This is a genomic window from Enterococcus sp. AZ191 (assembly GCF_051713845.1).
Taxonomy (GTDB): domain Bacteria; phylum Bacillota; class Bacilli; order Lactobacillales; family Enterococcaceae; genus Enterococcus_B; species Enterococcus_B durans.
This window is the reverse complement of record NZ_JBIOQS010000001.1, coordinates 2,674,371-2,688,853: the sequence shown is the minus strand read 5'-3', so window position 1 is coordinate 2,688,853 and position 14,483 is coordinate 2,674,371. Positions and strand designations below refer to the sequence as shown.

General features: G+C 40.2%; 9 protein-coding genes, 3 rRNA genes and 2 pseudogenes. 8 read left to right on the top strand and 6 right to left on the bottom strand.

Annotated features, from left to right (window positions below; translation table 11 throughout):
- Positions 1–39: 39 nt before the first annotated feature.
- The 3 genes from IGI47_RS13050 to IGI47_RS13040 all read left to right on the top strand — a co-directional run bounded on the left by IGI47_RS13050 (position 40) and on the right by IGI47_RS13040 (position 1,868).
- Complete coding sequence (locus IGI47_RS13050; protein ID WP_005876101.1) at positions 40–381, top strand: YlbF family regulator; 342 nt, start codon at positions 40–42, stop codon at positions 379–381.
- 454 nt (positions 382–835) lie between these two features.
- Entirely contained in the window at positions 836–1,462 is a 627-nt protein-coding gene (locus IGI47_RS13045) for a hypothetical protein (RefSeq protein WP_438784410.1), read from the top strand.
- A 193-nt stretch (positions 1,463–1,655) separates the two neighbouring features.
- Entirely contained in the window at positions 1,656–1,868 is a 213-nt protein-coding gene (locus IGI47_RS13040) for a hypothetical protein (RefSeq protein ID WP_142422731.1), read from the top strand.
- Positions 1,869–1,878: 10 nt separating this feature from the next.
- Here IGI47_RS13040 and IGI47_RS13035 read toward each other — a convergent pair.
- Positions 1,879–2,073, bottom strand: a pseudogene (locus IGI47_RS13035) (ABC transporter ATP-binding protein); the annotation flags it as partial.
- Positions 2,074–2,604: 531 nt separating this feature from the next.
- On the opposite strand from IGI47_RS13035, the gene IGI47_RS13030 reads away from it, so the two are divergent.
- From IGI47_RS13030 to rrf, 3 genes are all read left to right on the top strand, one after another.
- Positions 2,605–4,164: ribosomal RNA gene (locus IGI47_RS13030) — 16S ribosomal RNA — on the top strand.
- A gap of 307 nt (positions 4,165–4,471) precedes the next feature.
- Positions 4,472–7,385 (top strand): 23S ribosomal RNA (locus IGI47_RS13025).
- 92 nt (positions 7,386–7,477) lie between these two features.
- Positions 7,478–7,593 (top strand): 5S ribosomal RNA (gene rrf / locus IGI47_RS13020).
- The 16S, 23S and 5S rRNA genes sit together here, the layout of an rRNA operon.
- Before the next feature lie 46 nt (positions 7,594–7,639).
- Here rrf and IGI47_RS13015 read toward each other — a convergent pair.
- The 4 genes and pseudogenes from IGI47_RS13015 to IGI47_RS13000 form a co-directional block, all read right to left on the bottom strand.
- Complete coding sequence (locus tag IGI47_RS13015; RefSeq protein WP_438784409.1) at positions 7,640–8,110, bottom strand: glutathione peroxidase; 471 nt, start codon at positions 8,108–8,110, stop codon at positions 7,640–7,642.
- A gap of 272 nt (positions 8,111–8,382) precedes the next feature.
- Positions 8,383–8,841 carry an S-ribosylhomocysteine lyase gene (locus tag IGI47_RS13010; protein WP_104660926.1) on the bottom strand — a complete coding sequence of 153 codons (459 nt, stop codon included), beginning with the start codon at positions 8,839–8,841 and terminating at the stop codon, positions 8,383–8,385.
- Between the two features lie 132 nt (positions 8,842–8,973).
- On the bottom strand, positions 8,974–10,122 hold the full coding sequence (locus tag IGI47_RS13005; protein ID WP_438784408.1) for a cystathionine gamma-synthase: 1,149 nt from the start codon (positions 10,120–10,122) through the stop codon (positions 8,974–8,976).
- A 63-nt stretch (positions 10,123–10,185) separates the two neighbouring features.
- Positions 10,186–11,102: pseudogene (locus IGI47_RS13000) on the bottom strand (PLP-dependent cysteine synthase family protein).
- Between the two features lie 365 nt (positions 11,103–11,467).
- Between IGI47_RS13000 and efp the strand changes: the two are divergent.
- Positions 11,468–12,031, top strand: coding sequence for an elongation factor P (efp, locus tag IGI47_RS12995; protein ID WP_123862674.1), 564 nt, complete (start codon positions 11,468–11,470; stop codon positions 12,029–12,031).
- A 65-nt stretch (positions 12,032–12,096) separates the two neighbouring features.
- On the opposite strand, the gene IGI47_RS12990 is transcribed toward efp, so the two are convergent.
- Positions 12,097–13,587 carry a helix-turn-helix domain-containing protein gene (locus IGI47_RS12990; protein ID WP_438784407.1) on the bottom strand — a complete coding sequence of 497 codons (1,491 nt, stop codon included), beginning with the start codon at positions 13,585–13,587 and terminating at the stop codon, positions 12,097–12,099.
- A gap of 354 nt (positions 13,588–13,941) precedes the next feature.
- Here IGI47_RS12990 and IGI47_RS12985 point away from each other — a divergent pair, with 354 nt between their 5' ends.
- Positions 13,942–14,415 carry a hypothetical protein gene (locus tag IGI47_RS12985; RefSeq protein WP_438784406.1) on the top strand — a complete coding sequence of 158 codons (474 nt, stop codon included), beginning with the start codon at positions 13,942–13,944 and terminating at the stop codon, positions 14,413–14,415.
- Positions 14,416–14,483: the final 68 nt, after the last annotated feature.

Here is a 14,483-nt window from a genome sequence, read left to right as displayed (position 1 = left end):
TTACAATAAAAGGGACTAAAAAAAGAAAAGAGGCTAATTATGTCAAATATTTATGATAGCGCAAATCAAATTGAACGTGAAATCCGCGAATTACCAGAATTCAAGGCTTTGGAAGAAGCTTATGCAAAAGTAAAAGCCAATGAAGAAGCGCATCAGTTATTTAAAGATTTCCAAGCAATGCAAATCGAATTGCAAGAAAAACAAATGAGCGGTCAAGAATTCAGTGATGAAGATGCAGCCAAAGCCCAAGAGATGGCAATGAAAATCCAAGCAGAAGAAGTCATCAATGATTTGATGCAAAAAGAACAAGGATTCAGCACGATCATCAATGATTTAAACCGAATCATCATGACACCAGTCAGAGATTTATATAGTGAATAGAAATCTTGAATAGTATGGACTGAAGTAAAGAATGGAAAAATAGGTCGATACAAAAGTCGTTTAGGTTTGAGAAATTGGAGAGAAAAACGAGCAATACAAAAAGCGTATTGTTCGTTTTTTTCGAAATTTCCGAAAAAACTGACTTTTGGCCGCCGTTTATTCTAGAATCTGTGGCAAAACTGATTTTTAGATTTGTCCCACGCTTTTTTTGAATGAATTTAGCGTGAAAAACGGCTTTTCCAGATTTTAAGATGGTCGAAACATGAGGGATAAAATGAGAGAAGTAGAGAAAATCTGTTTATTGTTTTGACTGCTTCAATGAGCAATTCTGAGGGAAGATTATTTTTTTCGTTTGAAGAAAAAATAGTTCTGCGATTGCCACCATTCTCCAACATATTTTGCTATGGTTACTTAGATAGTAACTAAAATACAGAAATATTAAGGGGAACTAGCGATGGAGCAGGAAAAATATTTTTTAGGTATTGAGAATACGCTATGCTTTAATTTCAAACGAATGACGGAACTATGCGCAAAATCTAAGACTAAAACACTCTTGACGTATCTGATGAAACTGGAAAATACGGTACAAGATGCCGCATGTCAGTATGCACAGAAGCAGACTGTGGATAGCTTTACCAACTATGAAAGCAGTATTAATTGGTTAGCTAGTTTAAATAAAGAAGTTTCTGGAAGGCGCCAAAACAAGAAGAACTTTCTGATGAAATACATACGAAAAAATAAATATACTAAACTCAACGAACGAGTAGAACAACATGTGAACTACTTTAAATCCTGTAAAACAGCTTGGCAAACTCATCATCAAATGAAGCAAGCAAATCAGAACCAGCAGTATGAACAGTCAGAATACCCGATGGGTCGATCAAATACGCAACGGCATTCAAGCACTTCTCACCAAACGTCTGAGCCACCAAAAAAGAGGATTGATCTAAGAAAAATACCGCAACGTTCAGATAGTGGAGTCTCCAGAAAAACTGTGATCCTTCATGGGATAGCAGTCAAAGAATTGCAGATTAGACAAAGAGCTTTTCTTGTCCGTTCTGTTGATTCCGATTCAAGATAAAACAAAAAAACTCTGTATAGACGATAACAACCGATCGTTGTGTGCAGAGATTTTTTTGTTTATGCTGAAAGTAGTTGGAAAGACAGGTTTGTTTCTTAACTATCAAGGTGTATCTGCTATACTAGAGATAGTTTTCCTGATGGTTCTCGTTTAAAGATTCAGTTGACGATTTAAAGTAAGGTGGTGTATCAGAATGAAAAATAAAAAATTTTCTTGGAAAGATTTTTGGGAAATCATCGGTTCGTATCTTTTCACGATTATCTTACTACCAGCATTTTATTCTTTGACGACTGCCCAAGTGCTTTCTTCTGTGTTCAGTGAAAAATACCTGACAGACATCATTGTCTTATTTTGTGTCATCATTGTGCCGTTTGCTATCTACAAAGGAATACGGAAACGAAAATAAGTACTTTTCGTTATTCATGTTGCATCTGATAAAAATACCCCTTGTTAGTCATTAATTCTTCGTAGGTCCCAGTTTCGATGATTTTTCCTTTCTCGATCACAATGATGCGATCTGCTTCTTTGATGGTAGAAAGTCGATGGGCAACAATAAATGTGGTCGCTGCTTCGGTCAAATAATCCAGTGCGTGTCGAATCTTTTTTTCCGATGAATACAAAGGTAGAGATTAAAAGAATAAGAAGAAAAAAATAAGGTCTAGCTAAAATTTATTTTTAACTTGACCTTTTATTTTTTTTATGGTAAAGTAAACAACGTTGCTGAAACGTGAAAACTTCAATGAAATTTATTTAGAAAAATTCATTGACAAACATAAAAGCACGTGATAAGATAACTAAGTCGTTTGAAAAGAACCTATTGAAAAGCTTGATCTAATCAAGAAGAACTTCAAAAAAGTTCTTGACAAATAACAAAAAATGAGTTACGATATACGAGTTGCTGAAAGATTTCTAAAAACGAAATCGAAAATAACTTTTAAAAAACAGTTGACATTCACTTGTCACTCTGATATGATGTAAAAGTTGCTACGGCAATTCAAGTAGACCTTTGAAAACTGAACAAAGTAAGACAAACCAAATGTGTAGGGCGTCTTGATTGATTCAAGACAACAAACATTTTTAACAAGCAAGCAATATGCTAGCAAACAAATTGAGCTTAACAATCGCAAGATTGTTCTAACTTTTATTATGAGAGTTTGATCCTGGCTCAGGACGAACGCTGGCGGCGTGCCTAATACATGCAAGTCGTACGCTTCTTTTTCCACCGGAGCTTGCTCCACCGGAAAAAGAAGAGTGGCGAACGGGTGAGTAACACGTGGGTAACCTGCCCATCAGAAGGGGATAACACTTGGAAACAGGTGCTAATACCGTATAACAATCGAAACCGCATGGTTTTGATTTGAAAGGCGCTTTCGGGTGTCGCTGATGGATGGACCCGCGGTGCATTAGCTAGTTGGTGAGGTAACGGCTCACCAAGGCCACGATGCATAGCCGACCTGAGAGGGTGATCGGCCACATTGGGACTGAGACACGGCCCAAACTCCTACGGGAGGCAGCAGTAGGGAATCTTCGGCAATGGACGAAAGTCTGACCGAGCAACGCCGCGTGAGTGAAGAAGGTTTTCGGATCGTAAAACTCTGTTGTTAGAGAAGAACAAGGATGAGAGTAACTGTTCATCCCTTGACGGTATCTAACCAGAAAGCCACGGCTAACTACGTGCCAGCAGCCGCGGTAATACGTAGGTGGCAAGCGTTGTCCGGATTTATTGGGCGTAAAGCGAGCGCAGGCGGTTTCTTAAGTCTGATGTGAAAGCCCCCGGCTCAACCGGGGAGGGTCATTGGAAACTGGGAGACTTGAGTGCAGAAGAGGAGAGTGGAATTCCATGTGTAGCGGTGAAATGCGTAGATATATGGAGGAACACCAGTGGCGAAGGCGGCTCTCTGGTCTGTAACTGACGCTGAGGCTCGAAAGCGTGGGGAGCAAACAGGATTAGATACCCTGGTAGTCCACGCCGTAAACGATGAGTGCTAAGTGTTGGAGGGTTTCCGCCCTTCAGTGCTGCAGCTAACGCATTAAGCACTCCGCCTGGGGAGTACGACCGCAAGGTTGAAACTCAAAGGAATTGACGGGGGCCCGCACAAGCGGTGGAGCATGTGGTTTAATTCGAAGCAACGCGAAGAACCTTACCAGGTCTTGACATCCTTTGACCACTCTAGAGATAGAGCTTCCCCTTCGGGGGCAAAGTGACAGGTGGTGCATGGTTGTCGTCAGCTCGTGTCGTGAGATGTTGGGTTAAGTCCCGCAACGAGCGCAACCCTTATTGTTAGTTGCCATCATTCAGTTGGGCACTCTAGCAAGACTGCCGGTGACAAACCGGAGGAAGGTGGGGATGACGTCAAATCATCATGCCCCTTATGACCTGGGCTACACACGTGCTACAATGGGAAGTACAACGAGTCGCGAAGTCGCGAGGCTAAGCTAATCTCTTAAAGCTTCTCTCAGTTCGGATTGTAGGCTGCAACTCGCCTACATGAAGCCGGAATCGCTAGTAATCGCGGATCAGCACGCCGCGGTGAATACGTTCCCGGGCCTTGTACACACCGCCCGTCACACCACGAGAGTTTGTAACACCCGAAGTCGGTGAGGTAACCTTTTGGAGCCAGCCGCCTAAGGTGGGATAGATGATTGGGGTGAAGTCGTAACAAGGTAGCCGTATCGGAAGGTGCGGCTGGATCACCTCCTTTCTAAGGAATATTACGGAGACTACACTGGTTGTTTTATACTTTGTTCAGTTTTGAGAGGTTTACTCAATAATTGAAGAGTCAGGTTATGACTTCGACATTAGAGGATACTCTCAAGAGAATACTTTGTTCATTGAAAACTGGATATTTGAAGTAAATTAAGTAATACAAACCGAGAACACCGCGTTGAATTTGAAGGCTAAACATTTGTTTAGCTGGATAGAGTTTTTTAATAAGTTCAATTGCTTATTTTCTTGATCGGACTTCTATCGCTAGAAGAAAGATCAAAACCCAACCGCAAGGTTGATAAGGTTAAGTGAATAAGGGCGCACGGTGGATGCCTTGGCACTAGGAGCCGATGAAGGACGGGACTAACACCGATATGCTTTGGGGAGCTGTACGTAAGCTATGATCCAGAGATTTCCGAATGGGGAAACCCAACATCTTTTATAGGATGTTACGTTTGCGTGAATACATAGCGCATTCGAGGTAGACGCAGAGAACTGAAACATCTAAGTACCTGCAGGAAGAGAAAGAAAATTCGATTCCCTGAGTAGCGGCGAGCGAAACGGGAAAAGCCCAAACCAATGAGCTTGCTCATTGGGGTTGTAGGACTCCGATATGGTAGTTCTTTCAGATAATCGAATGACTTGGAAAAGTCAGTCAAAGAGGGTAAAAACCCCGTAGATGAAATTTGGAAGGCACCTAGGAGGATCCTGAGTACGGCGGAACACGAGGAATTCCGTCGGAATCCGGGAGGACCATCTCCCAAGGCTAAATACTCCCTAGTGACCGATAGTGAACCAGTACCGTGAGGGAAAGGTGAAAAGCACCCCGGAAGGGGAGTGAAATAGAACCTGAAACCGTGTGCCTACAACAAGTCAAAGCCCGTTAATGGGTGATGGCGTGCCTTTTGTAGAATGAACCGGCGAGTTACGATTGCATGCGAGGTTAAGTCGAAGAGACGGAGCCGCAGCGAAAGCGAGTCTGAATAGGGCGTTTGAGTATGTAGTCGTAGACCCGAAACCATGTGATCTACCCATGTCCAGGTTGAAGGTGCGGTAAAACGCACTGGAGGACCGAACCCACGTACGTTGAAAAGTGCGGGGATGAGGTGTGGGTAGCGGAGAAATTCCAAACGAACTTGGAGATAGCTGGTTCTCTCCGAAATAGCTTTAGGGCTAGCCTCGGATTTGAGAATGATGGAGGTAGAGCACTGTTTGGACTAGGGGCCCATCTCGGGTTACCGAATTCAGATAAACTCCGAATGCCATTCATTCATATCCGGGAGTCAGACTGTGAGTGATAAGATCCATAGTCGAAAGGGAAACAGCCCAGACCACCAGCTAAGGTCCCAAAATATATGTTAAGTGGAAAAGGATGTGGGGTTGCACAGACAACTAGGATGTTGGCTTAGAAGCAGCCATCATTTAAAGAGTGCGTAATAGCTCACTAGTCGAGTGACCCTGCGCCGAAAATGTACCGGGGCTAAACATATTACCGAAGCTGTGGAGTACACCATGAGGTGTATTGGTAGGAGAGCGTTCTAAGGGCGTTGAAGGCAGATCGTGAGGACTGCTGGAGCGCTTAGAAGTGAGAATGCCGGTATGAGTAGCGAAAGACAGGTGAGAATCCTGTCCACCGAATGACTAAGGTTTCCTGGGGAAGGCTCGTCCGCCCAGGGTTAGTCGGGACCTAAGCCGAGGCCGACAGGCGTAGGCGATGGACAACAGGTTGATATTCCTGTACTCGTTGTTTTTGTTTGAGCAATGGAGGGACGCAGGAGGCTAAGGAATGCAGACGATCGGAAATGTCTGTCCAAGCAGTAAGTCTTGATAGGAGTCAAATGCTTCTGTCTACACGGATAAGCTGTGATGGGGAGGGAAATAATAGTACCGAAGTTCCTGATGTCACACTGCCAAGAAAAGCTTCTAGTGAGAAAACAATGACCCGTACCGCAAACCGACACAGGTAGTCGAGGAGAGAATCCTAAGGTGAGCGAGAGAACTCTCGTTAAGGAACTCGGCAAAATGACCCCGTAACTTCGGGAGAAGGGGTGCTGATCTTCGATCAGCCGCAGTGAATAGGCCCAAGCGACTGTTTATCAAAAACACAGGTCTCTGCAAAATCGTAAGATGAAGTATAGGGGCTGACGCCTGCCCGGTGCTGGAAGGTTAAGAGGAGTGCTTAGCGTAAGCGAAGGTACGAATTGAAGCCCCAGTAAACGGCGGCCGTAACTATAACGGTCCTAAGGTAGCGAAATTCCTTGTCGGGTAAGTTCCGACCCGCACGAAAGGCGTAACGATTTGGGCACTGTCTCAACGAGAGACTCGGTGAAATTTTAGTACCTGTGAAGATGCAGGTTACCCGCGACAGGACGGAAAGACCCCATGGAGCTTTACTGTAGTTTGATATTGAGTGTCTGTACCGCATGTACAGGATAGGTAGGAGCCGTAGAAATCGGAACGCTAGTTTCGATGGAGGCGCTGGTGGGATACTACCCCTGCGTTATGGCCACTCTAACCCGCACCACTGATCGTGGTGGGAGACAGTGTCAGATGGGCAGTTTGACTGGGGCGGTCGCCTCCTAAAAGGTAACGGAGGCGCCCAAAGGTTCCCTCAGAATGGTTGGAAATCATTCGAAGAGTGTAAAGGCAGAAGGGAGCTTGACTGCGAGACCAACAAGTCGAGCAGGGACGAAAGTCGGGCTTAGTGATCCGGTGGTTCCGCATGGAAGGGCCATCGCTCAACGGATAAAAGCTACCCTGGGGATAACAGGCTTATCTCCCCCAAGAGTCCACATCGACGGGGAGGTTTGGCACCTCGATGTCGGCTCGTCGCATCCTGGGGCTGTAGTCGGTCCCAAGGGTTGGGCTGTTCGCCCATTAAAGCGGCACGCGAGCTGGGTTCAGAACGTCGTGAGACAGTTCGGTCCCTATCCGTCGCGGGCGTTGGAAATTTGAGAGGAGCTGTCCTTAGTACGAGAGGACCGGGATGGACTTACCGCTGGTGTACCAGTTGTTCTGCCAAGGGCATTGCTGGGTAGCTATGTAGGGAAGGGATAAACGCTGAAAGCATCTAAGTGTGAAGCCCACCTCAAGATGAGATTTCCCATTTCTTTAAGAAAGTAAGATCCCTGAGAGATGATCAGGTAGATAGGTCAGGAGTGGAAGGCCAGTGATGGTTGGAGCGGACTGATACTAATCGATCGAGGACTTAACCAAATGGTTAAAAGAAAAGAACTCGGACATTACTTAAACTTCAAATCCAGTTTTGAGTGAGCAAAATGCAAACTCAATAAAAGATAACACCACAGTGTGGTGGCGATAGCGAGAAGGATACACCTGTAACCATGCCGAACACAGAAGTTAAGCTTCTTAGCGCCGATTGTAGTGAGGGGTTGCCCCTTGTGAGAGTAGGACGTCGCCACGCAAATGGTAAAAGCAGATGAACAAAGTTCATCTGCTTTTTTGTTTTTCTATAAAACTGCTTCAATCGCATCGACCATTTTTGTGGGAGAAGTTTGTGGAGAGAAACGTTCAACGACATCACCATTTTTATCTACTAAAAATTTAGTGAAATTCCATTTGATTGCATTTGTTAATGTGCCAGACGCGTGTTCTTTTAGATAAGCAAAAAGTGGATCGGTATGCGACCCATTGACTTCAGTCAGTTGGTGCATCGGGAAGGTAACTCCGTATGTGGTGCGACAAGCTTCAGCGGCATCACTTGCATCGTCAACTTCTTGTTTGAATTGATTCGATGGAAATCCCAAAATGATCAAACCTTTAGATTGATATTGTTCGTAAAGTTCTTCTAATTGTTTGAACTGTGGTGCTAATCCGCATTTCGTAGCTGTATTGACAATGATCATCGGTTGACCTTTGTATTTATCTAATGAATAGCTTGTGCCATTTTCTAGTGTGGCGGTAAAGTCATAAATGCTCATCAGTAATTCCTCCTAAGGTATTTCCAAAATATTATGATTTCTTGCTTCATGAAATGATTAAAAAAAGCCAGACAATCTCGAAAATATTGAAAAGTATCTTCAGATCGTCCGGCTTTTTCAAAGCAAAATAGTCTTACATAATCTACTAGAATACATAAATTGATTGTGCTCAAATCATACGCTTATTTTGATTAAATAGCTAGTCCGTTTATTCAATCAAGTGTTTGAATATAGTGAATTATCCAGACCCATTTTTGTCTAAAACAGGGTGTTTAAGCTTCTACTTCAGACCATTCGTCACGTTTTGCTAAGAATTCACGTGCTAATGCTTGCGCACCTTCTAATGTATGACTAGCAGCCCAGCCACATTGAGTTTCATTGCTTGCTGGTACTTCCGTTGCTTCTAGTACGTCTTTCATTGTTTTTTCTAAGATATCTAAAATATCATCATAACTTTCATGGTTTAAAACAGTTAGATAAAAACCTGTTTGGCATCCCATTGGAGACCAGTCAACAATATAGTCCGCATGGTTACGAATCAATTCTGCTGTTAAATGTTCTAAAGAATGTAGACTTGGCATGTCCATGTGTTCTTTGTTTGGTTGTTTAAAACGGACATCATATTTAATGATAACATCCCCATGTTCTCCCGTTTTACGGTCAGCAACTCGGATATAAGGTGCTTTTACTTTTGTGTGATCAAGATTAAAACTTTCAACGTTCATTCTCATGTGTGATTACCCCTAACTATTGTTCATACTAGCTGTTTATGGAAGAAAATAGTGAACATTCCATAATCAAGCTGCTATTCATATAGATTCTAACACTTATTTCTTTTAAGGTGTAGTAATCTGAAATGATTTTTATCTTTTTATTAAGTGTTCGATTGCTTGGGTCAAATCATCTAAAAGATCTTCTCCATATTCGATACCTACTGACAATCGGATCAAGCCATCTTTGATTCCTGCTGCTTCCCGTTTTTCTTTGGGAACAGACGCATGGGTCATAACAGAAGGAATTTCGACGAGACTTTCAACGCCCCCCAAGCTTTCACCTACGATAAATAATTGTAATGCTTCTACGAAGGGAATTGCTTCTTCATCTTGTTTTAACGTAAAGGAAACCATCCCACTAAATCCACTCATTTGTGCTTGTGCGAGTGTGTGATTTGGATGAGTAGCTAAACCAGGATAATAGACTTTTTCTACTTTAGGGTGGTTTGCTAAAAATTCAGCTACACGAAAGGCATTTTTTTGATGTTCTTCCATACGTACACCTAATGTTTTGATTCCCCGTTGCAGTAGCCAACTATCTTGTGGGCCTAACACACCACCTATTGCATTTTGATAAAAAGCGATGGAGTCAGCTAATTCTTCATTATTGGTAGTGACAAGACCAGCAACGACATCACTATGCCCACCTAAATATTTTGTACCGCTGTGTAAAACAATATCTGCACCTAAATCAAGAGGTTTCTGAAAATAAGGTGTGGCAAAGGTATTATCAACGATTGTAAGTAAATGATTTTTTTTGGCAATCTCAGCACTTTTTTCAAGGTCAGTGATTTTTAACAATGGATTACTTGGTGACTCTAGGTATAAAGCTTTAGTATTTGGTTGGATAGAATTTTCGATTTGAGTTAAATCACTGGTATCGATGATCGTATACTCTAAGCCATTTTTGGTGAGGATTTTGTCAAACAAGCGGAATGTTCCACCATAGACATCATCCCCTAACAAGAGATGATCACCAGCTTGAAAAAGGGAAAATACGGCATGGATACCAGCTAAACCGGAAGCAAAAGCGAAGCCTTTTACTTCGCCTTCTAAATCAGCAATCAGTTCTTCTAAAGCAAACCGAGTTGGATTACCTGAACGAGAATACTCATAGTGTTTGGGTTTGCCCACACCGTTTTGACGGTAAGTCGAGGTTTGATAGATGGGAACACTGACTGCTCCAGTAGTTGGATCTTCACTAATTCCACCGTGGATCAATTTTGTTTGAATGTGCATGATTAATTCCTCCTAAAGTAGATGATTCTTTTATTGTCTAACATGTCGATTAAAAACAAGAATCTATTCATAGATTCCCTTAGATAGATAACGATCAGCTGTATCTGGAAAAATCGTTACAACCGTACTTTTCTCTGGTAAACGTTGGACCTCATGTAAAGCAGCGGCAAAAGCAGCGCCACTGGAACTACCAACCAGCAAACCTTTTTTTCGGCTAGTTGTCTGGTATAGTCGAAACCTTCTTTATCAGAAATCGTTTCAAAACGAGTAATCGGAAGTGTTGCAAGAAAAGGTGGGGTGAATTCTACTCCGATTCCTTCAATTGCATGAGTGTGTGGTTTTCCACCGTTTAAAATGGAGCCTTCTGGTTCAACGCCAATTAATTGGATGGCAGGAATCTGTTCCTTCAAATAGCTGGCTGTTCCTGCAAAAGTTCCGCCACTACCGATACCAGCAACAAAACTAGTGAGTTGATTTCCTAATTCCTGAAGGAGTTCTGGACCTAGCGTATGATAATACGCAGCAGGATTATCAGGATTTTCAAATTGTAATGGGAGATAACTGTCAGGTATCGCTTGTGCTAACTCTTTACTTTTTTCAATCGCACCTAGAATGCCTAACTCACTTGGTGTATGAATGATGGTAGCGCCTAATGCTTTCATTATTTGCTGTTTCTCAAGACTGAATTTTTCTGGAACGACAAAAATCGTTTTTAACTGGTAGCTCAATGCGGCAATTGCGAGACCAATACCGGTGTTGCCGGCAGTGGGTTCGATAATGGTCGTATTTTTTGTGATTTTTCCTGTTTTTACGCCAGTCGTAATTAGATACTTTCCTAAACGATCTTTGATACTTCCTCCAGGATTTAAATTTTCTAGTTTGACATAGATCACTGAACCTTTAGGCATGGGATAATCTTTTTCAGTGAATTTAAAAATGGGCGTTGAACCAATCGCATCTGTAATCGTTGTAATAATCATGAAATCCTCCTAAAAAATATAAAATAAAAAAGGAGCTGACTATTAAATCAGCTCCTTGAAAAATCATCAGATGAGTGTCCATTAAAGGATAAATGTAAATAGAGATACTCAACTATATGAAGGGCTATTAATAGACATGACAAATAGTATGCTGCTCTTAGGCACCATACAACAGCAACGATTCAATTGTTTATGATTGCTGATAGTCATGTTGTTTCCCTCCTAAAAAGAATTGAATTAAAAATAGCATGAAAAAAAGTGAAAGTCAAAGACTAAACCTTAAAAAGAGATAATTTCCTAGTTTTATGGCCAGTTGTCTGATACAATAAAGTTGATTATGATTAAGATAAGAAGGAGCAAAAATAATGATCTCAGCAAGTGATTTAAGAGCCGGAATGACATTTGTTCAAGACGGCAAACTAATTAAAGTTTTAGACGCAAGCCACCACAAACCTGGTAAAGGAAATACAGTTATGCGTATGAAATTAAAAGACGTTCGTTCAGGAGCAACTTACGATACGACTTTTAGACCTGAAGAAAAATTTGAAAAAGCACACATTGATACGAAAGCTGTCCAATATTTATACACAATGGATGATACAGCATTCTTCATGGATCTTGAAACATATGAACAATATGAAATTCCAGTTGAAACTGTAGAAGAAGAAATGAAATACATCCTAGAAAATATGGAAGTTAAAATTCAATTCTTTGGTAGTGAAGTGATCGGGGTTCAATTGCCAACAACTGTTGTGTTGCGTGTCGTTGATACACAACCTTCAATCAAAGGGGCTACTGTTACTGGTTCAGGTAAACCAGCTACAATGGAAACAGGTCTAGTTGTCAACGTTCCTGATTTCGTTGAAGCAGATGAACTACTTGAAATCAATACAGCAGAAGGAACTTACGTGAAACGTGCGTCAAAATAATTTTTAACTAAAATAAGGGCTTTTGATGGTATCCAAGAATGGAACGCATCAAGAGTCCTTATTTTTTATGCCTGTTCTTGTAATTTTGTGTTATGAACCTTCAAAATTTTTTGATAAAGTGTCGTTTCGAAATCTTTATAGCGACAAAAATCGACAACGAGATAGGTGGATGGGTCCAATCCATCTGGTACCAAAAGGGGAGAGCCGAAGATAAAAAAATCGAATTCTTTAGTGATCGGCAGAGTGATTCTCTCAATATCGACAAAAGGGATCTTCTCGACCAAATTAATGATTTCAGAGGAAATCAAATGCTCTGAGACGTTAATGAATCCTACCTTTAATTTATATTTCTCTTCTAGTTTTACATAGTGAGGATAAAGTAGACAGGCTTGGATAAAGGCTAGATCATGGCTACAATTTTTTAGCCATGAAAAATTTTTGCGGTGTGCTATTTTTTTCCAAAAACTTTCTAATTTAGAAGTCAAAATATGGAGCATAGGATATTTCTCTGTGATGTAGGAAGAAATAAAAAAGGTTGTTAAAGGAATCTTCTGTTTGAACAAACTAAAATTCAAAACAGAAAGATAAATATTCAAGTAAAGAGACGGATCTTCTTGAAACTGAAAATCGCTGATATATTGGCTACAGTGTGTATTGAATTCTTGCAATATTTTTTTTAAAGAGTCGTTTATTTTCTGATAAGAATGGGCAATGACAGGTAATCGAATATCCTGATTAGAAGTAAGGAATGGCCAATAATAAAACAAATAAAACAAAGAGTTGACTTCTAGGATATCTAGTTTCAGGTCAGCGATTTGGAAATAATCATAAAAAAAATCCAGCTTTGTTCCATTAGGAATAAAGGAGGTTGTAGTTAGCTGATAGATATCAGTAAAATGACCATTTTTTATACGTAAAAGGCTGATCTTACAATGAAGCATTGCTTCTCTCTTGCCAATCTCAAACTTATTTTTTAAATTTGTGCCTTCATGTCTATAAATTAATTTTTCTAGTTCATGGCTAAAACTGAGTTCATCTAAACTTTCTCCTAAAGAAACGAACCAAAAGAAATTGAAAAAAATGATCCTTATCAACATTTCTGAACCAGTTATCGTTAAGTTTGATAGATTTAACGTAATCTCGTGTTCCTTCAAATAGTGGGCTAATTTTTTCGTCTGACGAAAACAAGTTGAACGACTGATGTAATTTCGTTGGCAAAAGGCCATAAGGTCAGCATCTTGGTTTGTGATGATACTGAGCAGCAACTGATAGGGAATACTTTTAGTTGAAAGAAAATTCTGATATTGATTGTACTGAATCATTTCTTCCGCTATAAATAACTTATTTTTAGAAGAAAATATTTTTGTTTCATAGATATTCTCTAGATCTTCTTGAATGGAAACAAGTAATTTTTTTAATCGAACTTGGCTGATTGCTACTTCTAGATTTTCTCGTAAATGGTCCAACATATATTCACCAGGAGGTAGGGTCAGTAATTTTCCATAAACATGTAATTTCTCTCTTGCATGCTCATCTAATAGTATCTGCTCGATCAATTAATCACCATCTTTTCTAATTTAGTAGTACTATTATTAACGTATTTTTTCTCTTCTGTAAATACTTGTCTCACATTTTAAATTTTTTTAAATAATTAAAGAAATAAGAATATTTATGTTATTTCAAAGTTATAGCTTATTTTTTTTGTTTTAAGAAAAAATAACTTTTTTATAAACAGATGAATAACACGGAATTTTCTTAAAACGTTTTAACTACTTATGATCCCCTAGTTTTCTATAACGATTTTATTTTCATGAAAAACAAATAAGAATAGACAGAGAAAAATTAGTTATTTTTCTCTTTTTTTTATACTATTTAATTGAATTTTAAATTTTTTCTAAGGAGGGAAAAGAATGAAGAAGAGCTATCTTTTCTATTTGTTGGGTGTGATAGGAATCGTTTTTTTCATTCATTTGCTATTCCAAAGCATGGAAAAACCTGTAGAAGCGATGGACGATTCAAGTAGTGCAGTGCTCAATAATCAATATGGTGAAGTAACTAGTTATCAAACTTCAGATGAACTTGTCTTGGAAACAAAAGTCCATGCAAACACAGAAGGAAGAAGGTTTCTACTGGAGATAGCAGATAAAGAAACAAACCAACCAGTCCCCTTTTCTATTTCTGATGAATATACAGAATATTCTGATCTGAATGGAAAAACGTGGGTGACTACGACTGATTTTTTTACGAATGAGACAGTAAAAACATTCAAGATTGATTGGCCAGAGGAAAGTGAGGAACTTGAAGTTTCTCTACAAGTCCAACAGCAAAATGAAAACATGTTGCTATCCGAACCAGTGAAAAAATATTCAGTCAGGTCAAGATAGACCCCAATACGCAATTAACGAAAGAAACAAGCCAGTTGTCTATGTTCCATACATCTACAACAAAGGAA